This window comes from Flavonifractor sp. An82 (assembly GCF_002159265.1).
GTDB lineage: Bacteria > Bacillota > Clostridia > Oscillospirales > Oscillospiraceae > Flavonifractor.
This window is the reverse complement of sequence record NZ_NFHG01000003.1, coordinates 133,922-156,551: the sequence shown is the minus strand read 5'-3', so window position 1 is coordinate 156,551 and position 22,630 is coordinate 133,922. Positions and strand designations below refer to the sequence as shown.

Genomic DNA, 22,630 nt, shown 5'->3' with positions numbered 1-22,630 from the left:
ACAGACCCATGGTTTATAAGACCTTTGACGAACTGATTGCCGCAGCCAAAAGCAAGTATGCCGCCGCCCGCATGGCGGTGGCAGCCGCCGGGGACTCCCACACGATTGAGGCCGTACTAAAGGCCCGGAAGGAGGGGATCTGCACCCCCGTCCTGGTGGGGGACAAGGCCGTCATTGACGAGGCGCTGAAGGAGTTTGGCGCCACTGTCCCCGAGGAGGATATTTACGACGTGCCCGATCTGGCGGAATCCGCCCGCAAGGCGGTCTCCCTGGTCCGGGAGGGAAAGGCCCACTTCCTGATGAAGGGGAAACTGGACACCTCTGTCCTCCTCAAGGCCGTGGTCAACAAGGAGAGCGGCCTGGGCGGCGGCGGCGTTATGAGCCACTTTACCGCCTTTGAGGTGCCCTCCTATCACAAGCTCATTGTCCCCGTGGACGGCGGCATGGTGACCTACCCCACCCTGGAGCAGAAGAAGGCCATCATCGAGAACACGGTGGGCGCCCTGCGGGCCATGGGCTACGACTGCCCCAAGGTGGGGGTGCTGGCCTGCGTGGAGAAGCTCAACCCCAAGATGCCCGAGACCGTGGAGGGCGACGCCCTCAAGCAGATGAACCAGCGGGGGGAGATCACCGGCTGCATCGTGGAGGGCCCAATCTCCTACGACTGTGCCATGAGTAAGGAGATTGCTGACTTCAAGGGCTTCCAGAGCCCCTGTGCCGGCGACTGTGACGTGCTGGTGGCCCCCAACATCCACGCCGGCAACATCATGGGCAAGATGCTCACCGTCACCTGCGGGGCCAAGATGGCCGGGTTTATCGTGGGTGCCAAGTGCCCCATCGTGATGACCAGCCGGGGATCCTCTCCCGAGGAAAAGTATCTGTCCATTGTGATCAGTGCCGTTGCCGCCCAAAAGTAAGAGGAGAATTGGATGGAAAGACTGCTTATTTTGAACCCTGGATCCACCTCCACCAAAATCGCCGTGTTTGATGGGGAGAATCCGATTTTTAACGAATCAATCGTTCACACGTTGGAGGAGCTGGCGCCCTTCGAGCACGTGGCCGACCAGTATAAGTTCCGCCGGGATCTGGTGCTGGAGTGCTTGAAAAAGCACAATATCCCCCTGGACTCCCTCACCGCTATCGTCTCCCGAGGCGGACTGCTGACACCCATTGAGGCTGGTGCCTATGAGGTCAATGACGACATGGTGTGGCAGTTGGAGCACAAACCTCAGAACGAGCACGCTTCCAATGTGGGTGCCATGATCGCCCGCTCCATCAGCCTCCAGCTGGGCATTCCCGCCTATATCTACGACGGTGTTACTGTGGACGAAATGTTGCCTATCAATAGGATCACCGGCCTGCCTGTCCACCGCCGCAAGGGAATGGGGCACAACTTGAACACTCGGGCTGCCGCTATGCGTTACGCGCGGGAGCAGGGTAAAGGTTATCGGGATATCACCGTCATTGTGGCCCATCTGGGAGGTGGTATTACAGTCAACCTACATCAAGATGGAAAAATTGTTGATTGTATCCCCGATGAGGAGGGGCCCTTTTCTCCCGAGCGGTCTGGTGGCCTGCCCATGTTCGACGTTATCGCTGACTGCTTTCAGGATGGGATGACCCAGAAAGCGATGATGAAGATTGTAAAAAGTCGGGGAGGCCTCATAGCCCACCTGGGCACTACAGACAGCCGCGATGTAGAGAAGATGATAGAGCGCGGCGATGAACATGCCAAGCTTGTTTATGATGCTATGATTCTCAACATCGCTAAAAATATCGGCAAGATTGCCCCCGATGTGTGCGGCAAGGTGGACGCCATTTTGCTTACGGGAGGTATTGCATATTCCAAGTATGTTACCAGCCGGATTGAACGATATGTCTCCTTTATTGCCCCTGTAGTGGTTTACGCGGGGGAGGATGAGATGAAATCCCTGGCCCTGGGCGGCCTGCGTGTTCTCCGGGGTGAGGAGCAGGCCAAAATATATGTAAGCCCGGACAAAACTTAACCAGTTTATTGGCGAAGCTTTCGCTTAATAAAAATCATTATTATTAGGAGGAATTACCCATGAGTGAAGTCAAGAAAATCGAGCATCCTTCCGTAAAGTATCTGCGCAAGGAGCATGCCAATTTTGAGATCGTCGGCAGACCTGCTCTGGTACTGAACCACATGCAGCGCGGCCTGGCCGGCGAGGGTATGTTCATCCCCAACTGGGGCCCCCACGCCGCCGACGGCATCAAGGCCTGCGGCATGGTGGACAACTGCCGTAAGCTGGTGGACGCTTTCCACGAGGCTGGCCTGCCCGTCATCTTCTGCAACGCCATCCCCAAGCCCCTGCCCTACATGCCCTCCTATGGCGACCTGCCCAAGGAGCAGAATGCGGCCTTCCCGGATGCCAAAATGTGGAACCCTGTCACCAACGAGTTCACCCGCAAGGGCTGCGAGGTCATGCCTGAGATGGGTTATGACGAGAAGCGGGATTACATTGTCTACAACTGGCACGTGCATCCCTTCACCTGCTCCGGCCTGGATCAGCTCCTGCGTGTGCTGGGCTGCAACACAGTGGTGTTCTGCGGCTTCGCCCAGAACTCCGTGGTCTACACCTCCTGCCTGGTGGCGCAGGACTACTGGCTGAACCCCATCGTCCCCGTGGATGCCTCCTACGTCTGCGTGCAGACCCAGAAAGAGGGCTGGCATGAGAACATCGACGAGGTGGTCACCGAGGCCGTGATCCGTGTGATGCTCCAGGACGTGGCCCGTGCAACCACCACTGACGCTCTGATTGAGAAGGTCAAGAACTTCCAGGATCCCGGAGAGCCGGATCACACCACCTACTACTACGGCGCTTCTGAGAAGGTAGTGCAGCACTAATCCCCGTGGGGGCGGTGCTAAACCGCCCCCATACATTACACCCTGTGATCTCAACAGGGAGGACTGGAGAGTTGGATATGCCTGGTGCTAAAAAAAGCTTTTTGTTCGGATATTCCCAGGTTGTGAACTGGTTCCTTGCGTGGGTGTTCCTTGGGTTTGTAAATTCGTCCGGCTTAAATATCTACCGCAATGCCATCTGTGATTACTATCAGATCAGCCCTGTACCTATTTTGAACGGTTCCACCATCGCTGGTATCATCGGAGCGTTCCTTTTCCTTGCAATCCCTGGAGTCACCCGTAAAATTGGCGCCAAATGGCTGCTGGTTATTTCGGCCATCATCTGCGGCCTGGCCTGGTTGTTGGGCCCTATGTTCAGCGATCCCATCCTGATTGCCGTTTGCGTGGGTATTGTCAATGTAACCTGTAATATGTTTTCCCTGAGCGGAACCATGATTCTGGTCTCCAAGTGGTTTCCCCGGAAGAAGGGCACTGTTATGGGTATCATTACCTCCGGTGGTTTGGGAGCGTCGTTGGTCTTGGTACCGCTATTTAATATTTTTAACAGCAGTTTTGACGTTAAGGCCGCTTCTCTTGTCACTGGTCTGCTATTAGTGGCATACGGCGTCTCCAGCATTTTCTGGCTGCGTGAGACGCCGCAGGAGGTAGGCCTGCTGCCAGACAACAAGCCTGTTGATGCAGAGCTGGAAAAGATCATGGCTACCCAGAAGGGCGGCTGGACCTCCCGAGAGATGCTGCGCTGCAAGAAGTGGTGGCTTGGCTCCCTGGGCTGGAGCGCGACGATGTTTGCCATAATTGGTTTCATCACAATTGCTGTCACTTATATGCTCTCCAGAGGCGTACCCGAGCCCATGGCTATGGCGGCCGTTTCCGCCTGCGGCGTCGTTCAATTCGTTGCCAGCAACATCTCCGGTGTGATTGATCAGAAGATCGGCCCGGTCAAGACAAGTCTGCTGGTCAACGGGTGCCAGATCATCGGATTTTTAATCATTTGCTTCTACGGTGGAGGCAGCAGTGCCATCGTGGTTCTGAGTTACCTGCTGGTTCTGGGCGTCTTTGGCGCCACCAACAACATGTTCAGCTCCCATATCCTGAGCTTGGCAGGGCCGAAGAACTATGTGACTGCCTTTGCCGGCTTCACCTTTATTCACAACTTTACCAAAGCATTTGCCTCCTATGCGTCCTCCTACTCTCTGAGCTCCACCGGCGGATACGAGCTGGCCTATCTGATTTTCCTGGCAGCAATGGTCGTTGGATTGATCTTGATTATTGCTGCAGGGGACAAGCTCGCACCCGAGGCATTGGCGTCCGCTGAAAAATCGGAAGGTTAAACTGCGGCGCCATACCCATTCGCTTCCTCTCTCTCATCATAAGTGGCCCAGTAGCCTGGCATGGGCTACTGGGCCACAGCATAGTTGGAGATTTCCTATCGGATATGACGACATATAAACGCGCTCGGAAAATAAAGAAGACGGTCGATGCCTTGCCACAGGCCGTCTTTTTGGATATCTTGCTACCGGTACAAGAAGTAAGGAGGTCCAGAACGCATGCATCGCATGAAACAAGCGGACAATCGACAAGTGAATCTGACCCAAGGACGTGTTACTTGGGGGCTGGTTCGTTTCTCCATCCCCGTCATCGTGGGCGGCCTGCTCCAGGCGCTGTATGGCATCGTGGATATGTCCGTCGCCGGACAGTACATCGGGGACAACGCTCTGTCCGGCATCACAAACGGTGGGATGATCATGACCCTGCTCACGTTCCTGGCCATGGGCCTCTCCTTTGGGAGCAACACGCTGATTGCCCAGTATTACGGGGCGGGCTGTACAGAGGAGCGGGTGCGGGCCAGCGAAACCACAGTGATCTTGAACCTTGCTGTCGGTTTGCTGCTCTCCCTGGTGCTGGCAGTTCTGGCAAACCCCATCATGCTCTTGCTCCGACCTCCCGCTTTTGCCGAGGCGGTGACCTATTTCCGCATCTGCGCCCTGGGCCTGGTCTTTATCTTTGGTTATAACGGCCTGACCTCCATTATCAAGGCCCTGGGCAACTCTCGGGTGCCTTTACTGTTTATCCTCATGGCAGCCATCACCAATGTGCTGCTGGATCTGCTCTTGGTGGTGGTTTTCCGTATGGGGGTGGAGGGTGTCGCCATCGCCACTGTTTGTGCCCAGGCAGCTTCCTGCCTGGGGGCGTTGGCCTACATTCTGGCCAACCACGACCTGTATGGTGTGAAGATGCATACCATGAAGTTCTCCGCCGAGGATGGACGTGCAATGGTCAAGATTGGTGTCCCATCAGCCCTGCAGTTTGTACTCAACGGTCTCTCTTTCCTGGTGCTAAACAAGCTAATGAACCAGTATGCGGCAGTGGAGATTTCCGCCGCCTATGGCGTCAGTACCAAGCTGAGGGATCTGGGAGTACTGTTTCTCTCCAGCACACAGGGCACCTGTTCGGCCATGGTGGCCCAGTGCCTGGGTTCTGGTCTGGTGGAGCGGGCCAAAAAGGTGGTATATAGCACAGTTGCCTTTGACCTGGCTATCACCGCCTTGGTGTTGTTGCTTTTTGAGACGCAGGCCCCGCTGTTTTGCTCCCTGTTTTCCGGTGAGCCGCAGACCATCCAGCTGGCTGCAGTCATGATCCGCATCGAACTGCTGGGCATGTGGGGGTACTGCTTCTTTACTCCAATACACGGCCTGGCCACCGGCTCCGGACATGCGGGCTTTGTTCTTCTCAACGGCTTTTTGTTCATCTGCCTGGTGCAGATTGTCAGCGGCTTTTTGCTCAACCACTTTGTCGGTTACCAGGGAGTAAATATTAGCTTTATCATTGGGCACGTCGCTCCTATTCCCCATTGCGTTTACTTCCTCTACTCAAAAAAATGGGCCAAAACCCGGTTAGCTGCTCCAACGCAGCTCTCTGAGAGCAGCTAAGCATGACGAATGCCCTAACAAAGGGGAAACCGGAAACATCCATCTGGAAACCTATATGAGCGATATGTTTCATCAGGCTGCAAATCAAATCTCGAGGAGGTAGATCCATGGAGATATCAAACCGATGGAGATTTCTATTTCGTTTTCTACTATATATTGCGGGCTTATTTTTGATCGCATTGGGATCTTGTATCTCGATTAACTCCAATTTGGGCATATCCCCCGTCAGCTCTCTCCCATATGTGATCAGTTTGATCGCCGGCCTCCCCCTGAGCGGCTGTGTCATTGCCATTTACAGCATCTATGTCCTGCTTCAGATCCTCATCCTGCGCAGACAGTTCCGGCTGATCAGTCTGACACAGATCCTGTTCTCGGTTGTGTTCGGATATTTCCTGGATCTGGCCGCGCTGGTCATCGGTGATTTCTCCATTCCCACCTACGCAGGTAAGCTGGTCATGCTGGCCATCAGTATGGTGTTGATCGCCTTGGGCGTACTCATCTACGTCAGCATGGAGCTGATGCCCATGCCCATGGAGGGGCTGGCTCTGGCTGTTGCCAGCAAGTCCGGCGTTCCCTTCCACAACACAAAAATCATGGTGGACTGTGTGGTGGTGGGCTCCGGCATTCTGCTCTCCTTCCTCTGCACCGGCCGTCTGGTGGGTATCCGGGAGGGCACCATCCTCACCGCCATCCTGGTGGGAAAAATTATCGCAGTGCTGCGTAGGCCTCTGGCCCCGCTGCTCCGCCGTATTGCATTCGGTTCGGAGATGGCTCCAGAAGAGACCTTGTAGCGGGAAAGACGTTTTGATAGAAATAACGGGTGTAGGACTGCGGAGAAAGGAGACCGCGTTATGTGTCAGACCTGGGTCAAACTTATTAGCGTTTACGGGCGCAAGGAAGGATTTTCAAGAGAGGAATTTTTCATATACCAGGCAGGGCCGCATATGAGGAAAGCGGGACAGGTTCCTGAATTCTGCGGGCGGATCAAGGACTCCTACCAGAGCGGAATTATACAGCCGGAAGAATGGCCTGTGCTTGCATCCATTAGTAATCTGCCGCGGACAGATCAAAAAGACTCTATTGTGATTCTTGTGACCACTCACAGGAAAATCGTGTCAGTTAAGAGAGATATTTATAATTCAGTATACTAGGTTTCTTGTATTTTTACAAGTCTCAACGGGGCATATTACCCATTATTTTCAAGAGATTGGTTTGCCCTCACCGGGTGGGCAAGCGCCGAGTAATATGAGGTGACTCGGAACCACAAAGACAGCACTTGCAAGGAGATGGGTGTTATCGCCCTCTGGAACAAAAACAAGAGTGAAAATGAGATCTTTAAGGTTTACCGCAGAGAGCACAAAAAATGCTATACCTGACAAAGCGGATCGCCCCGGCGGTGTTCTACGAGTAAGGCAATACTGACCATGAGGTGCGTTTTCAGCTATTGGTATTTGACCAGGAAGGCTGTCAGATCCCTGTGATAATCAACCGATAACGCAGCGGGATATCGAGGCGTCCAATGAGCAGCCACTGTGGCAGGCTTCATGGATCAGGCAATCTCTGTCAGATTGGAACTTTCAGTGATATGCTGCAAGGGCTGGAGATGAATTGATTGCCTTCTCATGTCCCGGATGGGCACTGCCCATCCGGGATTTTTCCCTGCCAGGGCCGCCGCCCCACGCAGTTGGGATTTCTCTGACGCTCATCCACAAAAATGTTGCAAAAAGCGGCAAGTGGAAGTAAACTAGTACTATACTCCAAAGTCGGAATCGTTCCGGGTCTTCGATGCAGGGCTTTTGGAAGGCATGACAAACGGCTGGAAACATACTGGTATCAGATCGGGCGCCCCGGCATCATCGTATGCCGTTTGGCAGTCCGTGATCCGCACACGCCCCTCCCTGCTGCGCAGCCCCGGGCGTTTTTATTTCAAGATTGTATTTACATAATTTGTATTTTGTAGCGGTTCCAACCATTGCAGTTCCTGCGGAGCCACCGGATTGGCATACAACTCCGCAGGCCCGGCAGCGCGGCCGGATCGACGAAGAAGTGAGGAAGCGCCTATGAGAGGGAAAAACTTGGGGACATCGGATAAAGCCCCCAGCCAGGATCTTCTTCTGGAGGATCTGCAGCGGCGTGCGTCCAGAGACGCGCTTTCAGGGCTTTTGAACCGGGCGACCATGGAGCAGTCCATCCAGGAGCGTCTGCAGGCAATGACACCGGAAGAGACCTGCGCGCTGTTCATTGTGGATTTGGACAACTTCAAGCAGATCAACGACACGCTGGGCCACCGGGCAGGCGACCAGGCCATCCGGCAGGCAGGGCGGATCCTCTCCGGCCTTTCCCGGGCAAGCGATATTGTAGGACGCCTGGGCGGGGACGAGTTTGCGGTATTCCTGTGCGGCCAGCTGACCGAGGAGCTGATCCGCACAAAGGCCGCCATGATCTGTGACAAGCTGCATCTGGTTCTGGGCGATCAGAAGATCGTCAATGTAACAGCCAGTGTAGGCGTCCACTTTGCGGGACATGGACAGGAATTTGACAGCCTGTATCAGTCAGCGGATCTGGCCCTCTATAAGGCAAAGAAGGCCGGCAAGCACCAATATTGTCTGAAAAGCCAAGGAAAATATCAGAAGGCGCAGGATGTCCGCCCTGTCAATGCCCTCACGCTCAGCGGCCTGCTGGAAAATATCGACAGCGGCGTGGCGCTGCTGGAGATGGGGGATGCCCCCCGTTTGATTTACGTCAGCCCCAGTTTTTGCCGGATCATCGGCGGCGAACCGGGCACTTATCCACTTCCCAAACCGCTGACGGATCTCATTCACCCGGACGACTATAACTCTCTGATCAAAGCCCTGCGGGAAGGACTGCGGCAGGGGGCGGTGGTAAAGCACACCCACCGCGTCTCAGCGGGGGATGGAAAAGGCTGGCTCTGGTGGCATGTCCGGGCCGCTCAGATCGATTATGACAGCGGCTCCCCGGTCATGCTGGTCACGACCACAGACATCTCCCAGTTCAAGGAAACCCAGCTGCGTCAGGAGGAACAGATCCAGCGGCTTCAGACGGCCTTTGAGCAGACGGCCACGCAGCTCTGGGAGGTGGATGTCTCCCGCAAGGTATTTCGGCGATACCAGCAGGACGGGAAGGAAGATCCCCTCGGCGACGGCTCCCGCCTTTTCCCGGATGATCTGATTGAGGGGGGCTGGATCCATCCCAATTCCGTGGCCCAGTTTCAGGTGTTTGCGCAGGAACTGCTGGGCGGATGCGTTCAGGGCTTCGGCAATTTTGCCGTCCGCCGCCGGAATACCGGCTGCTTCAGCTGGGTCTCGATCTCCTATCGGATGCTGTTCGATGATGTGGGCCGGGCTGTGCGGGCCGTGGGCGTGCTGGAGGACTTGCCCCAGGCCTTCACCGGGGCAGGGGGCTGGTGCCCGGATCAGCAGCAGCTTCCGGAATGCCTGATGGCGGATCTCATGATGCGGATGAGGGCCAACCTGGATCTGGATCAGATCGAGGCACTGTGGCTGGAGGGGGCCGATCTCAGCGGGCAGATGCAGGATACTCCCTGTTCCGAGGCCCTGCGGGCCGAAAAGCAGAACATCTTTTGTAAGGGAGAGCAGCAGGATTTCCTGGACAATTTTGACCGGGACAGGCTGCTGCAGCTCTACCATGCGGGACAGCGCTGGCTCTGTGCGGAATACCGGCGGGCCGACCGGGGCGGCAGTATCCGCTGGATCCGCCATATTCTCTACTTGGCTGAGGAGCCTGTGTCCCACCATGTCTACCTCTTCGTCTACCTGATCCGGCTGGATTCCGCCCGGCACTTCGACCAGGTGATCCGCAGCGGCGCCCGGCGGGATCCGGTCAGCCGGCTGTTCAGGCGGGATACCGTGCAGCAGATGGCGGAAATCCTGTTTTCCCACCGGAAAAACGGCAATCGCGCCGTGGCGGTTCTTCAGATCAGCGGCCTGGAAAAACAGCTTCCTGCCGCAGGTGCCGACCGGACACGCTACAGCATCGCCGCAGGCCTGTCCCTGGTGCTGGGCGGAAGCTGTCTCCTGGGACAGTACACCCCCAACCAGATAATCGCCGTATTCCCCGACGTGGTGGAAAAGGAGGCGCTGCGCCGCCGTCTGGAGGAGGCGGTCGCCGCGCTGCGCCGGATGCTGTCCCCCGACCCGGCCTACAACGGCCTCCGCTTTATCATCGGCATTGACCTGATGCCTGCGGCGACTGCGAATTACCCCTCCATGCTGGCACAGGCCGCCCGGGTATGCGCCTTCTGGTGGAGTGCCGCAACGGACACGGTTGCCTTTGCGCAGGAGCGGGAGGACTGGAACTGGACTCAGCTGCAGTCCGATACCGGCGAGGATCGGATCTCCGTCCACACCTCGGAGATGGACCGTCCGCTGTCGGAGCGGGAAAAGGATGTGGCTCTGGACTGCGTGTCTGCCATGCTGACGGCAAAAACGCTGGACGCCTCCCTCATGGGCGTGCTGCAGACCATCGGTGCCTATTACCGGGCCGACCGGGTCTACACCCTGATGCTGGTAGAGAACCGCCATGCGGTCATCATGACCTTCGAGTGGACGGGCGGCGGGAAGCGCAGCATCCAGCAGGTGGTCTCCGGCATGCAGCTGGAACGGTTCCCCCTGCTGAGGCAGTGCATGGATAAACGGGCGCCCCTCTTCCTCACGCGGACGCTCCCTGTTGAGCCCGGCACGGAGGGAGCGCGGGAGCGGCCCTGGCATTTTACCGTCTTTCCGCTGATCCGGGATACACAACAGGAGGTGCTGGGATTCCTGTGCATTGAAAATGCGCGAAAGCATCCGGCGGACGCGGCGCTGTTCAGTAAGCTGATCCCCTTCATGCTGCAGCAGCGGGAGCGGTTCAGCGGAGAGGAGCGGCCGTCCGCAGCCACTGAGCGGCTGATGGGGCTCCCGGATATGCGTGCCTATATGGAGACCCTCTATGTCCTTAACTCGGAGCACTACAGCTCCATGGGCGCGGTCTCCCTGGATATCCCGGGCCTCTCTGCCGTCAAAAGCCGGCACGGCTTTGAGTATGGGAGCCGGATGCTCTGGTATATTTCCAAAACACTAGCGGAGCTTTTCGGCCCGACGCTGCTGTTTCGCACACGGGAGGCGGAATTTGTCGTCTTCTACCCCAACACCACCCGCGAGGTATTTCTGGGCCGGTGCGGCCGTCTGCGGTCTATCCTTCAGCGCCGTTATCCCAAGCAGGTACGTATTGGACGCGCCTGGGCGGACGGTGTCTTTACCGGGCAGCGTCTGACCCTGGAGGCCAAAAAAGCCATGCGCGTGGAACACGCCGAGCTCACGGCTGAGATCCCGCCCCTGGCTGCTGAAGCGGAGAACCCCTCCACCGTGGACGAGGCAATGCACGATGGCCGCTTCACCGTCTACTTCCAACCCCAGTTCGACATCCGAACCGGCGCGCTTTCCGGTGCGGAGGCCCTGGTGCGCGGGATTGATGAGGACGGAACGCTCATTCCGCCCGCCCAGTTCATTGAATATCTGGAGGAGTCCGGCGTGATCCGGGTGCTGGATCTCTTCGTCCTGGAGCAGAGCCTTGCGCAGGCAGAGCAGTGGCGTGCCGCCGGCCTGGGCACTGTCCCGGTAGCTGTGAACCTCTCCCGGATGACATTGGTACACCCCTCTACGCTGGCGTCTGTGCTGGCGATCCAGAGCCGCTATCCGGCTCTTCCCGCGTCGGCGCTGGAACTGGAAATCACAGAACGGGGCGGCGGGATCGAAACATCCGAGTTCCGGGCGATCGTGGAGCGGTTCCACGCCTGCGGCCTGCGTCTGAGCCTGGACGATTTCGGGTCACAGTACGCCAATCTGCCGCTCTTCACCAATGTGAAGTTTGACACCATCAAGATCGACCGCAGCCTCATTGCAGACGTGGCAGAAAACCCCATCGGGCAGACTCTGGTTCAGGATATTGTTCAGATCTGCAGCACGCATCATATGAACTGTGTGGCAGAGGGTGTGGAGACCCAGGGGCAGCTGGATACCCTGCGGAAGATAGGCTGTCCCTATGCCCAGGGCTACTATTACGATCAGCCTCTGCCGGCAGGCGTATTTGAAGAAAGATATCTTCGCAACAGGGTACCCGCAGAACAGAAGGGCGAAAACGAGGAGGAGCGGAAATGAGCAACACCGGCAAGAATCTGGAAAAGCCAGCGGGCATGAATCCCACACCGGCGCCCCTGGTCATTGGCATCGGCGCATCCGCCGGCGGCCTGGAGGCGCTGCAGCAGTTCTTCAGCTGTATGCCGCCCAACAGCGGGCTGAGCTTTGTGGTGGTACAGCATCTGTCCCCGGACTATAAGAGCCTGATGGCCGACATCCTGAGCAAGCACACCGAGATGCCGGTCTATCAGGCAGAGAACAACATGGTTGTGGAACCGGACAACGTCTACCTGATCCCGCCCAAGAAGTTCATGACCATCAAGGGCGGCAAGCTGGAGCTGACGGACTACGCGCCGGTGACCCTGAACCACCCCATTGACATCTTCTTCTCCTCCCTGGCGGAGGACAAAAAGGAGCACTCCATCGCAGTGGTTCTCTCCGGCACCGGCACCGACGGCACCAACGGCGTCAAGTTCGTAAAGGAACACGGCGGACTTGTCATCGCCCAGGCCCCGGAGAGCGCCAAGTTCGACGGGATGCCCAAGAGCGTCATCAGTACGGGTCTGGCGGACTTTGTCCTCTCCCCGGAGGAGATCGCCGAGGAAATTTTGAATTTTTCCAACACACCAACCCTGTTGCGCCCGCTGCGGAGCGACAGCCTTCTGTCCGAAGAGGAATCCCCCTTCTCCGAGGAGGAGACCCTGTCTCACATCTACACCATTCTGAAAAACGCCAGCGGTATCGACTTTACATACTATAAGCGCTCTACCATCCTCCGGCGCATTGAGCGGCGGATGCTGGTCACCCACACGCCCAGTCTGACGGAGTTTGCCCATCTGCTGGGGGACAACGCTGAAGAGGTTCAGATTCTGGCCAAGGAGATTCTGATCGGGGTGACCAACTTCTTCCGGGAGCCGGCGTTTTTTGAAAAGCTCAAGTACAACGCCATCTACAAGATCGTGGAGCGGGCCAAGGAGGAAGAACCCATCCGCGTCTGGTCCGCCGGCTGCTCCACCGGAGAGGAGGCCTACTCCATCGCCATCCTGTTCCAGGAGGTCATGGAGGAGCTGAACGTCAAGCGGGATGTGAAGATCTTCGCCACGGATGTGGACAGCCGGGCCATCGAGCAGGCAGGCAAGGGGGGCTTTTCGGAAAATATTATCGACGATGTCACCCCCACCCGTCTGGCCAAGTATTTCCTGAAGGTGGGCGACCAGTACCAGATTTCCAAAGAGATCCGGCGGATGATCGTCTTTGCCACCCACAACATGTTCTCTGATCCCCCCTTTGGCAAGCTGGATCTGATCTGCTGCCGGAACGTGATGATCTATTTCCAGCCGGTGATGCGGCGGGGACTGTTCGCCATCTTCCACCAGGCGCTGAAAAACGGCGGCTTCCTGTTCCTGGGCAAGAGTGAGACCGCCGGAGAGTATGTGAATCTCTTTAAGCCTGTATGCAACGCGGAGAAGATCTATGTCCACAAGGCGGAGGGCAAAGTTGAGGATCTGACTCCGCCCGCCTTCAATATCCCCAACGTCCAGGCCATATCCCTGAAGAGCATCCGGGCAGGTATGTCCCAGAGCGAGGAGACCGCGATGGAGAGCCGCTATGTCCGGTTCCTGGAGCGCCATCTGCCTGCTTCGGTGGTTCTCAATGCGGAGAATACGGTTCTCCATTTCTTCGGCAATTACAGCGACTATCTGTCCCTGGCCCCCGGGCGTGCTTCCCTCAATTTCTTCCACATGCTCAGCGAGGATCTGTCCCTGGTGTCGGCTACCGCCATCAGCCGCTGCCGGAACGAACATACCGCTATCACCTATACCGATATCGTGGTCGACTGTCCCTCCGGGCGGAGGGTGATCAGCCTGACGGTGGAACCGGTTCCCGGCGAGACAGACGAGGATGACGGCCTGATTGCCGTTCTCTTCCAGGAGCACTCTGGCGCCGCGGTCGAAGGTAAGGTAGAAAAATTTGATCTGGATGCCACAGCAGCCCGGCGCATCACCGACCTGGAGCGGGAGTTCCAAGAGTCCCAGAACGATCTGCGGGCCACCATCCAGCGGCTGGAGACCGTGAATGGGGAACTGCAGGCCGCCAATGAGGAGCTGCTCACCGCCAACGAGGAACTTCAAAGTTCCACAGAGGAACTGCAGTCCGTCAACGAGGAGCTGTATACCGTCAATACGGAGCACCAGCTGAAGCTGGACGAACTGACCATGATGACCGATGACCTGTCCAACTTCCTGTCCTCCACCATGATCGGCATCCTCTTTGTGGACAGCAACCTGAATATCCGCAAGTTCACGGAGTATGTGGGCCGTGAGTTCAATCTCATGGAGCACGACATTGGGCGGCCCATCCAGATCTTCGCCCACAGCTTTCCCGACGAGGAGATTGAGCAGGACTGCCGCGCTGTCCTGAAGACCCTGACCTCCATCGACCGGGAGATCACTGCCATGAACGGGCGCTTCTACACGCTGCGCATCGCGCCCTACCGCACCACGGAAAACTCCATCCGGGGTCTGGTCATCACCATCATTGACAGCCTGGGCACTGCGCTTCAGCGCAGCGGAAAGGATGCGTAAATGCGCTTTGCCCTGACACGCAAAACCTGTCTGAGCTACGATTCATGGGCCTACTCATCAATGAAACAACCGAGGAGCTCTATCATGTCCGGGGCAGTGATAAGGAAGTAAATAACTATCACAAGGCGGCATAGCTCAGGGAGCCCTTTGTGTTGTATACAAAGCGCCCCTCCCAGTTCACGATCACCGCAGCGTCAAAAGCTTTTTCCAGCAGCTCATCCAGCACCCCGCCCCGTGTACGCATCTGCTGCTCCGTCATCTCAATGTGCATGAAGCCCACCACCCATTATGCAGTCTTGTGCCCTCAGTATACCAAAAAATTTGCTGAGATACAATGAAGCGGCAAAGCTACCGAGGCATTCCTGCTTGAATTATCATTTGATACACTGTTGACAAAGAGTACGGGGCTGACCGTACGGCCAGCCCCGTCACTTATTTGGGCAAATATTCCTCTCGCACTCGATAGCGGCTGACGCCGAAGCTGCTGCTCCGCTGGATGATCTCGTCCGGGAGCATGGCCAGGTATTTCCGGCCGAACTTGGTGTCCCCAAAGTAACAGTCGAAGTTCATGACAGGGAGCACCACCCAGTCACTGTCCTCCGGCCGGTTGGCGATGTAGTAGGCGACCAGGGTGCGGAGCACCTGGGGCGGCACCGTTTCCGGGCAGGCCCGGTCGAGCCGCTCCGCCAGCTCCGCCGGCAGGCCAGCCTCCGTCCGGCGCAGGGGCCCCAGCTCCAGGGCGTCGGCAATCACGTCGTCGAACCGCAGTACCCAGGCACCCTCCGTGGCGGGGGAGAACAGCAGTGTCTGGAACTGCCGGACCTTGTCCCGCCACACCCGGTCAAACTTTTTGTCCAGGTCTTCTGCCGCCTCCGCATAGTTCTTCCGCACCAGGTCGGGATGTTTCTTCGCAAAGCCCATGGCGCTGTGGAAGTGGCGGGCAAACCAGCCCAGCCCCGCCTCGTCCACCAGCTTAGGGAACTCCCCATGGAGCTCAGGGAATTCCGTATGGTACTGCCACTCCTTCCGGCTGTTTGGCTTCTCCGGAATGCTGCACCAGGCACAGAGGCCTCGGCGGGCCTTCTCCAGCCGGCTGCGAGGGTCGCCGGGGAGCTCCGCCCCATCCGGCGCGTGGAACAAAACCCCCCGGGCCAAGATAGTCAGAATCCGGGCCAGACCGCTGAAATCCCGCAGGGCCTCGAAGGTGAACCGCCCCAGCCAGGTTGTGTCCCTCTTGCCCACGGCCTGGTAACAGACTGGCCCCGTATAGTCCAAAAATTCCTGCCACTCATTCAGCATGGCGCACCTCCAGGATATTGGGCTCCAGGGCGTCCAGCAGCAGATCCCACAGCAGATTCCGCTTCCCCAGCGCCGCCACATAACGCACGGCAATGGCCGGCTTCACGATCTGATCCAGTTGCTTCCGGCACCGGGCGGACACCGCCTCCCGCCAGCCCTGGGAGCCGCTTTTTTGCAGATAGGCCCCCATCATATCGGCAAAGGCCGGGGAATCTTCGGGGCGGCTCAGCTGCTTGCGGGCCTGGGCCTCGTGCTCCTCGTTGATGTCGCAAAGGAGGTTCCCCAGCACCCGGCAGCCGCCGCAACGGAAGTCAGAGAACAGGTCAAACAGCGGCTGGAACTCCGGGAGCCAGGCAAGCAGGAACTGCTCCCGGGCCTCCTCACCCAAGAACTGCCACTTCTCCTGCCGCAGGGCCTCCAGTATTTCGGATACCCGTTCCGGTGGCAGCGCACTCAGCTGGGCGTACAGCTCGTCGGTATCCCAGCTGTCCTCCTGACCCCTGGAGAATAAAATCCGCTCCACGTCACTCCTCCTGCGCTTCTGCTTGATCTCTGCCCGGCAGGCCCGGATCCGGGACAGGCAGGACTCGTAGTCCTTCAACAGTGCGGCCACCCGGTTCAGAATGTCCCTGTCCAGCCCTGTCAGGATGGCCAGCACCTCCGTTTCCTCCCGGCAGCGCCGCCGCTCCTCGTCGTCGGAGTTCTCGTTGTAGGCGATGATGCTCCGATCCAGGGCCGCGTTGCAGATCTGTCCCACCCGGGAGGAAAAGGTGCTGCGCACCGTCTCAAACCGGGCCTCCCAGTCGTTGGCGTCCCGGATCAGCGGCTCCGCCGAGGGAATCATCAGCAGGGGGATGTTCTCGTAATTGGTCAGGGACCTGTGCTTCTGATATGGAATGGTGATACTTCCGGCTATGGCAGTCATTCAGAGGCAGACATGGCCCTCTGTAACGCCCTGGCCTTTTGGACAGGATGCAACGCCGGACAGATGGATAGGCTCTTTAGATCGTCCGGCCTTATGAGGGAGAAATGGGACAGGCGGCAGAGCGGCAGCACCTATGGGGCCTTGACCATTGCGGAGGCTATCCGCACTTGCAGCGCCTCCTATAAGCCGCATACATACCCCCTAAAATCACCCGAAAATGTCCTCAAAATGCCCTCAAAATGCCCGCCGGAGCAAGTCAGACCGCCGGATTTTTCGGACGCTGGCAACGCTGAGGCATTTACCCGGAAGTATCGGGACACCCTTCTCTTTTCCGATGCCCTGGGCTGGATGGTGTGGAACAGTCAACGCTGGGAACGCAGCGACCACAAAGCCCTCACCCTGGCAACCGAACTATCCGGGGGAATGCTGGCAGATGCACAGCGGGAGAACCGGGCCGCTCTTGTGGCTATGGCAGAGGCAAAGGCGGCAGAGGCGGAGGGTACAAGCAAGCCGGAGGACATGGAGCGGGCCACCAACCGGGCCGCAAGTGCAAAAGCATACCTCACCCATGCAAAGCAGACCCGCAGCGCCGGACGGCTAAAAAATATGCTGGAGCTGTCAAAACCCGCCTTTGTAGTCAAGGCTGATACCCTGGACGCAAACCCGGCAGACCTGAACACCCCCGCCGGTATCGTTGACCTGAATACCGGGGCACTACGGCCCCATGACCGGGCGGCACGATGCAGCCAGATCACCACCGCCTCCCCCGGAGAACAGGGGGCGCAGATGTGGACGGACTTCCTGGACACCATCACCCGGGGGGACGGCAGCTTGCGGGGATTCCTCCAGCTTGTGGCGGGTATGGCCCTCCACGGCAAAGTCTACCATGAAGGGCTGATTCTGGCCCACGGAGCGGGGCGGAACGGCAAAAGCACCTTCTTTAATGCCCTGGCCGCTGTCCTGGGCGACTATGCCGGGAGTATCGACATCGACACCTTTACCACCGACCGGCAGAACAGAGGCGCAGCCCTGGCGACCCTGCGAGGCAAGCGCCTTGTGATTGCCGGAGAGCTGGAGGAAGGGCGGCGGCTGTCCGTTGCCACGCTGAAAAGGGTATGCTCCACCGACCGGATCACCGCAGAGGAAAAATACCGGATGCCGGAAACCTTCACCCCTTCCCATACCTTGTGCCTGTTCACCAACCACTTGCCCCGTGTGGGCAGCACCGACCCCGGCACCTGGCGGCGGCTGATTGTGGTACCCTTCCGGGCCACCATCCCCACACAGGGGAGCCGGTCAAACTAAACTCTTGCAGGCAAAGATTGAAGCAAATCCCAACCTTGCAGACCTGGAGGCTGTGGCCGCAAGCGTGGCCGCAGATGGAGCCACCAGTGGAGAGGGGGCGGCGGTATGAAAAAACTGATTGTCGCTTTCTGCCTTGTGTTCGCTGTCATGCTGGCTGGATGTGCCGCAACCCCTGAAATACCCACCAGTAGCCCCGTAGAGGCCGCGCAAGCCACGCCGGAGGCTGTGACACTGTTCGACACCGCCACCTTGAAAATCGTCCTGGAGGGCGCAGAAACCACTATAACAGACAAGACCACCGGCACCGAATACGGCTACACCACCACCAGAAAACTCACCACCCAGCAGCCCACGCTGGAGCAGATGCAAGCCCGCTGCATTGCCCGGACTTCCGCCAACACTGACACCGTGAAAATCGAGCTGGCCGGGGCGCTGATCGTGGTGACCGACAAGGCCACGGGACAAGTCTACTATATCGACCCCTAACACACAGGAAACCCCCGACCCCTTCACCGGGCCGGGGGTATTCTTTGTTGTATCAGCTACACAATTTCAGGGGCAGCTCAATCCTTTGCTCAATCCTTTTTGAAAAATAAGAATTTCAGTAAGATTCTATTTTTCGCAAAAAGTTGTAAATATAAAACAAAAAGCACTCAAAACCAACGGTTTCAAGTGCTTAATGTTGGAGCTGCTATCCGGATTTGAACCGGAGACCTCATCCTTACCAATGGTAACTATGAGGTCTTTTTTCTTTCTTTTATCCAAAGAAAGTTCTTAAAACATACTACAAACGCTTATTTTCTTTTCGTATTCTTTCTTGCTTTTCATAGTGTGCTGTAGCTTTAGTAGTCAAATAGTAGTCAGCCCATACTCCTGCCTAGGGTTCCAGCCCTTAATGAAATTAAATGGGAATTGGGTACAGATATCTCTCCGAATAAGTTGACTTTATGGCGGTAGTTTTTCTCGATTACCCGTTTGCCCGTTGCAGGTAGAACTCACTCTCTGCAACTCTGGTCACAAAATCATATTCCAGCTTCGTGGCTTTAGAGGGCACGATGTTATACCGTTTACAAACAGATCGAAAGTAGGCAAGAAATTCACGATCTTCTCTGTTCAGCGGCGCAACCCAGCCGTGAACCGCACCATGCTCCTCCATATTCTGAAGATAAGAACGTCTCTGTTCCAGCATATTTGGATACGCCTCCTTACTGATATTCTGAAATAATACGCTCTGCCGCATCCTCCCATATGATCAGGCGGAACGGGTCATAAGAGCCCAGTGGCATCGCGCCAAACTCCCGTATATAGTATTCCCGCAGCTCAGAGGTTTTTGCCTTGAAAAACAGGACACCTCCAAAACCAGCCTCAACAGATACTGACGCCGCATAGGCAAAGAGAGCTTTAGCAATCCCAATATATTTTTTCTGCCCACCTTTGGTGTGCAGCAGATTCGCATTGCTATGGCCTGCGCTCTCCAGATAGATGATCTCAACGGCCAGTCCCTTTTCATCAAGCTCGTACGACATCAGGCCAAGCAGCTCCGCATTGTCCCTCCGGCGCAGAGCAACCTTGTTGGGCATTTCCCGGGCCGCACGCGAAGTCCACTGTGTCTGCCAATCCATAGTCTGTTTCAGGTCATCAGAGGTTGCTGGAGTAATTGTTGCCGAAATTTTTTCTGAAAGATCAGTATTCCAGACAAACAGGTTCTCTAACAACAGCTCCACCTCTTTTCATCTGCAGTTTATCACAATTTCATGTGGTTAGCAAGTAAAGATCCTTTCAAGCTGTCCATGATCATACACTTAATAATACACATAGCCTCTCTCACCCATTTTCTTTTTCTTTCCCCTCTGATCCCCTCTCTTAAGGCAGTTATCCACATTTTTATAAAATTGAGTGAACCAGCGTAAACTCAAACCAAATACACATATCTTATGGCAGTTTATAAAAAGTGTAGCAGCCAGATATTCCTCTGTTTATCTTGAGAACTGGGTGATACAGTTTTTATAAACTGACGTGGAATATTAAATAGACATAGCCACGCGCGGTATAACCGGAATATCTTGGAATATTCCGGTTATACCGCGCGTGGCTGTTTATCATTCCATTGAGGTATGTTTGCAGTCCAAACCTCATTATCTTTTGATCACCCACCAACAGATCTATAGAACCATTCTGAAAGGAAGTGTTTTCTATGGATCTCAAACAGTCAGTCAAAGAAGCGGCAAATACACTGGGGATCAAGGGCAAGTTGAAGAAAGACCAAGCCAGGGCTATCAACGATGGGTTGGATGGTCATGATCTTCTTGTAATCGCACCCACATCCTTCGGCAAGTCCGCTATCTTCCAGGTGATTGCCCTTATCAAGAGGGGATTGACCATCGTTGTGGTTCCCACATTATCTCTGCTCCATGACCAGGTAGAGCAGCTGCAACAGTCCGATATTTCCGTGGGGTTTTGTTCGTCTGATGTTCTATCGTGGGATGAATCCGACATGCAAAGTGCCCTTGATCAATACGGCTATCTCCTGCTCTATACCACACCGGAATCTCTATGGAAGCTGGAATTGTCGGACATCCCTGTTTCTCTGCTGGTGGTGGATGAGTGCCACTGTGTGACCTCCTGGGGCTATGGATTCCGCAAGGCATATCTGGAAATCGGCGATTTTGTGGATTCCTTATCCCGCCGCCCACAGTTGATTGCACTGACCGCCACTGCTCCCATGGCAGATCGTGAACAGATTAAGCAGCTCCTGCATATGAAACACGTAAAGGAGCACGTGGTCAGCCTCTATCGCCCCAAGCTCACCTTCTCCTCCTATTCCTTTGTCTCGGAGGAGGCACGTCAGAAGAAACTGAAGCACCTGCTCAAGCGGCACATGAAATCCGGTGATGGTTCCTGCATCATCTACTGCAATACCAAAAAGCACGCCGATACCGTTTATGATCTGATCAAGACGTGGTATCCCGACCAAGTTGCCATCTGCCGCTCCAACCTGCCCAATAAAGAGCGTAAACGTAATGAGAAGGCGTTCATGCGTGGAGAGCGCCGCATTATGGTAGCAACCTCGGCTTTCGGCATGGGCATCAATAAATCGGATGTACGCCTAATTATCCACTACAATCTCCCGCTATCCCTCATCGACTACTACCAGCAGGCAGGACGAGCAGGCAGGGATGGAGGCAAGGCCCGTTGTATTCTGCTTTACAACAAGTCCGACTATGATCTGAACCGCTATGTGATTGAACAAAATCAGGAGTTCAGGGCATTGGACTACTTTATTTCTTCAAGCTTGGACTGAGCTTCAGTGAAGCGATCTGCGAAATTTTGAGTTCGGCTAGTTCCTCGCTATGTCAAAGGCTTTCCTCCTCCGAGGATCCTCAAGTAAAGATGATCCTAGGCAATCCTGATCATTTAAAGGCCGATGTGCTGTCCGCCATTGATCGTGGGCTGCGGAACAAACTCATGCTCTTCGCAAGCGACCCACATATCAGTCATTCCTTCCGCGGAACACGGGAGGGAGCCAAATGCTTTACTTGGGATGATCTGGAAGGTACCAATATCTTCTTGCGTATACCGGCAGATAAAGTGGAGCAGTGGGGCGGGGCAATTAATCTGATGCTAACTCAGCTTCTCCACTATCTGGAACGGCGCCCTGAAGCATACAGCCCTATGGCAGAGCAAGTGCCGCAAGCGTTGCTTCTTTTAGATGAATTTGCACGCTTTGGAAAGCTGAATATGCTCCCGGCAGCAATGGCAACCCTGCGGAGCAAAAAAGTAAATATTTGTATTTTCATTCAGAGCATCGCCCAAATTGATGCCATCTATGGTGTCTCAGAGAGGCGGATCATACTTGACAATTGCCAGTATCAGGCTATTTTGCGGGCCAATGATCCGGAAACACAAGAATTTATTTGTAAGCTAATTGGAACCCGTATCCAACAGCATTACGGCATCAGCTATCAGCTAGATGATTCTATGAAAAATATTATCGGGTACGGTGTGCAGGTCAATGAAGTAAGAGACTGGATGGTCTGTCCACACGAACTTGCCACCCTGGAAGAGGTTCTGCTGCTGACTCCACACGGCTTCCTGCGAGTGCAGAAATATCCCAAAAATGAGAGTATCCGTCCAAAGCAACTTCCAAACAAGCTGTCAGGCAGCTCTATATGTAGCAACGAAGGAGCAAAGATTCTTATGACTGAAGAGCGCACAAAGAACGCCAGCGAGCGAGCTCAAGCTGCGGAACATCAGCGTCGAACTGCCCAAAAACAGGCCAACGATAATAAGCGCAGACAGGAGGATCGCCTTAAGTATATCCTTGGCGGCTTGGTCTTGAAATACTTCCCGGAACTGAGCGAAATCGTTCCAGGGCGAACACAGGCCGAAACGAAGGAGCAATTCCAACATATAGAAGTCCTCTTGTCCTACCTTTCAAACAGGCGTGATCTAGTTCAGCAGCTTCAAGCTGATGCCAGCAGCAGTGCTACATCTATCTCCCAGGGCATCGATGTGTAAGTGGACAGGCAGAAAAAATCAAGAGG

At 55.9% G+C, this 22,630-nt stretch carries 18 protein-coding genes; 13 read left to right on the top strand and 5 right to left on the bottom strand.

The annotated features are described in order from the left end of the window. Positions 1 to 8: 8 nt before the first annotated feature. The 9 genes from B5G34_RS05815 (at position 9) to B5G34_RS05775 (ending at position 14,557) form a co-directional block, all read left to right on the top strand. Positions 9 to 917, top strand: a complete 909-nt coding sequence (locus tag B5G34_RS05815) for a phosphate acyltransferase (RefSeq protein WP_087335120.1) — start codon at positions 9 to 11, stop codon at positions 915 to 917. 12 nt (positions 918 to 929) lie between these two features. Further along, a complete protein-coding gene (gene buk, locus B5G34_RS05810; protein WP_087335119.1) occupies positions 930 to 2,006 on the top strand; it encodes a butyrate kinase in 1,077 nt (358 codons plus the stop codon). Positions 2,007 to 2,065: 59 nt separating this feature from the next. Beyond that, positions 2,066 to 2,869: an isochorismatase family protein gene (locus B5G34_RS05805; protein ID WP_087335117.1), complete on the top strand. Its 804-nt coding sequence runs from the start codon at positions 2,066 to 2,068 to the stop codon at positions 2,867 to 2,869. A gap of 77 nt (positions 2,870 to 2,946) precedes the next feature. Further along, positions 2,947 to 4,218, top strand: a complete 1,272-nt coding sequence (locus B5G34_RS05800) for an MFS transporter (protein ID WP_087335114.1) — start codon at positions 2,947 to 2,949, stop codon at positions 4,216 to 4,218. 216 nt (positions 4,219 to 4,434) lie between these two features. Next, positions 4,435 to 5,817 carry an MATE family efflux transporter gene (locus tag B5G34_RS05795; RefSeq protein ID WP_087335112.1) on the top strand — a complete coding sequence of 461 codons (1,383 nt, stop codon included), beginning with the start codon at positions 4,435 to 4,437 and terminating at the stop codon, positions 5,815 to 5,817. Between the two features lie 107 nt (positions 5,818 to 5,924). Beyond that, entirely contained in the window at positions 5,925 to 6,608 is a 684-nt protein-coding gene (locus B5G34_RS05790; protein ID WP_242956867.1) for a DUF6198 family protein, read from the top strand. Between the two features lie 60 nt (positions 6,609 to 6,668). Beyond that, positions 6,669 to 6,968, top strand: coding sequence for a hypothetical protein (locus B5G34_RS05785; RefSeq protein ID WP_087335109.1), 300 nt, complete (start codon positions 6,669 to 6,671; stop codon positions 6,966 to 6,968). A 909-nt stretch (positions 6,969 to 7,877) separates the two neighbouring features. Beyond that, positions 7,878 to 11,993 (top strand): EAL domain-containing protein, encoded by a 4,116-nt coding sequence (locus tag B5G34_RS05780; RefSeq protein ID WP_087335107.1) that lies wholly within the window; start codon positions 7,878 to 7,880, stop codon positions 11,991 to 11,993. After that, complete coding sequence (locus B5G34_RS05775; protein ID WP_087335105.1) at positions 11,990 to 14,557, top strand: chemotaxis protein CheB; 2,568 nt, start codon at positions 11,990 to 11,992, stop codon at positions 14,555 to 14,557. The genes B5G34_RS05780 and B5G34_RS05775 overlap by 4 nt, the downstream gene beginning before the upstream one ends. A 118-nt stretch (positions 14,558 to 14,675) precedes the next feature. Here the strand turns inward: B5G34_RS05775 and B5G34_RS18715 are convergent, their stop codons facing one another. From B5G34_RS18715 to B5G34_RS18405, 3 genes are all read right to left on the bottom strand, one after another. Continuing rightward, positions 14,676 to 14,828, bottom strand: a complete 153-nt coding sequence (locus B5G34_RS18715) for a hypothetical protein (RefSeq protein WP_162609429.1) — start codon at positions 14,826 to 14,828, stop codon at positions 14,676 to 14,678. 161 nt (positions 14,829 to 14,989) lie between these two features. Beyond that, positions 14,990 to 15,856, bottom strand: a complete 867-nt coding sequence (locus B5G34_RS05770) for a hypothetical protein (protein WP_087335104.1) — start codon at positions 15,854 to 15,856, stop codon at positions 14,990 to 14,992. Then, positions 15,846 to 16,781 (bottom strand): hypothetical protein, encoded by a 936-nt coding sequence (locus tag B5G34_RS18405; RefSeq protein WP_140397204.1) that lies wholly within the window; start codon positions 16,779 to 16,781, stop codon positions 15,846 to 15,848. Before B5G34_RS18405 ends, B5G34_RS05770 begins: the two co-directional genes overlap by 11 nt. A 228-nt stretch (positions 16,782 to 17,009) precedes the next feature. Here B5G34_RS18405 and B5G34_RS05760 point away from each other — a divergent pair, with 228 nt between their 5' ends. Next, positions 17,010 to 18,086: a phage/plasmid primase, P4 family gene (locus B5G34_RS05760; RefSeq protein WP_162609428.1), complete on the top strand. Its 1,077-nt coding sequence runs from the start codon at positions 17,010 to 17,012 to the stop codon at positions 18,084 to 18,086. Positions 18,087 to 18,191: 105 nt separating this feature from the next. Further along, positions 18,192 to 18,572 (top strand): hypothetical protein, encoded by a 381-nt coding sequence (locus tag B5G34_RS05755; protein WP_087335098.1) that lies wholly within the window; start codon positions 18,192 to 18,194, stop codon positions 18,570 to 18,572. Positions 18,573 to 19,053: 481 nt separating this feature from the next. Here B5G34_RS05755 and B5G34_RS05750 read toward each other — a convergent pair whose 3' ends face one another. Continuing rightward, positions 19,054 to 19,275, bottom strand: a complete 222-nt coding sequence (locus B5G34_RS05750; RefSeq protein ID WP_087335096.1) for a hypothetical protein — start codon at positions 19,273 to 19,275, stop codon at positions 19,054 to 19,056. Positions 19,276 to 19,291: 16 nt separating this feature from the next. Then, positions 19,292 to 19,801: a hypothetical protein gene (locus B5G34_RS05745; protein ID WP_087335095.1), complete on the bottom strand. Its 510-nt coding sequence runs from the start codon at positions 19,799 to 19,801 to the stop codon at positions 19,292 to 19,294. Between the two features lie 479 nt (positions 19,802 to 20,280). Between B5G34_RS05745 and B5G34_RS05740 the strand changes: the two genes are divergently transcribed. Then, the gene (locus B5G34_RS05740) at positions 20,281 to 21,387 is read left to right on the top strand and encodes a RecQ family ATP-dependent DNA helicase (RefSeq protein WP_087335093.1); all 1,107 of its coding nucleotides are present in this window, start codon (positions 20,281 to 20,283) and stop codon (positions 21,385 to 21,387) included. An 89-nt stretch (positions 21,388 to 21,476) separates the two neighbouring features. Next, positions 21,477 to 22,604 carry a type IV secretory system conjugative DNA transfer family protein gene (locus B5G34_RS05735; protein WP_087335092.1) on the top strand — a complete coding sequence of 376 codons (1,128 nt, stop codon included), beginning with the start codon at positions 21,477 to 21,479 and terminating at the stop codon, positions 22,602 to 22,604. Positions 22,605 to 22,630 lie beyond the last annotated feature (26 nt).

What these genes read in the sequence shown, in the direction of transcription:
- buk (WP_087335119.1), top strand. Translation starts at nt 930, where the DNA reads ATGGAAAGACTGCTTATTTTGAACCCTGGATCCACCTCCACCAAAATC.
- B5G34_RS05770 (WP_087335104.1), bottom strand. Translation starts at nt 15,856, where the DNA reads ATGCTGAATGAGTGGCAGGAATTTTTGGACTATACGGGGCCAGTCTGT.
- B5G34_RS05755 (WP_087335098.1), top strand. Translation starts at nt 18,192, where the DNA reads ATGAAAAAACTGATTGTCGCTTTCTGCCTTGTGTTCGCTGTCATGCTG.
- B5G34_RS05780 (WP_087335107.1), top strand. Translation starts at nt 7,878, where the DNA reads ATGAGAGGGAAAAACTTGGGGACATCGGATAAAGCCCCCAGCCAGGAT.
- B5G34_RS18405 (WP_140397204.1), bottom strand. Translation starts at nt 16,781, where the DNA reads ATGACTGCCATAGCCGGAAGTATCACCATTCCATATCAGAAGCACAGG.
- B5G34_RS05790 (WP_242956867.1), top strand. Translation starts at nt 5,925, where the DNA reads ATGGAGATATCAAACCGATGGAGATTTCTATTTCGTTTTCTACTATAT.
- B5G34_RS05735 (WP_087335092.1), top strand. Translation starts at nt 21,477, where the DNA reads ATGATCCTAGGCAATCCTGATCATTTAAAGGCCGATGTGCTGTCCGCC.
- B5G34_RS05760 (WP_162609428.1), top strand. Translation starts at nt 17,010, where the DNA reads ATGCCCTCAAAATGCCCGCCGGAGCAAGTCAGACCGCCGGATTTTTCG.
- B5G34_RS05815 (WP_087335120.1), top strand. Translation starts at nt 9, where the DNA reads ATGGTTTATAAGACCTTTGACGAACTGATTGCCGCAGCCAAAAGCAAG.
- B5G34_RS05795 (WP_087335112.1), top strand. Translation starts at nt 4,435, where the DNA reads ATGCATCGCATGAAACAAGCGGACAATCGACAAGTGAATCTGACCCAA.
- B5G34_RS05775 (WP_087335105.1), top strand. Translation starts at nt 11,990, where the DNA reads ATGAGCAACACCGGCAAGAATCTGGAAAAGCCAGCGGGCATGAATCCC.
- B5G34_RS05785 (WP_087335109.1), top strand. Translation starts at nt 6,669, where the DNA reads ATGTGTCAGACCTGGGTCAAACTTATTAGCGTTTACGGGCGCAAGGAA.
- B5G34_RS05805 (WP_087335117.1), top strand. Translation starts at nt 2,066, where the DNA reads ATGAGTGAAGTCAAGAAAATCGAGCATCCTTCCGTAAAGTATCTGCGC.
- B5G34_RS18715 (WP_162609429.1), bottom strand. Translation starts at nt 14,828, where the DNA reads ATGCACATTGAGATGACGGAGCAGCAGATGCGTACACGGGGCGGGGTG.
- B5G34_RS05800 (WP_087335114.1), top strand. Translation starts at nt 2,947, where the DNA reads ATGCCTGGTGCTAAAAAAAGCTTTTTGTTCGGATATTCCCAGGTTGTG.
- B5G34_RS05740 (WP_087335093.1), top strand. Translation starts at nt 20,281, where the DNA reads ATGGATCTCAAACAGTCAGTCAAAGAAGCGGCAAATACACTGGGGATC.
- B5G34_RS05750 (WP_087335096.1), bottom strand. Translation starts at nt 19,275, where the DNA reads ATGCTGGAACAGAGACGTTCTTATCTTCAGAATATGGAGGAGCATGGT.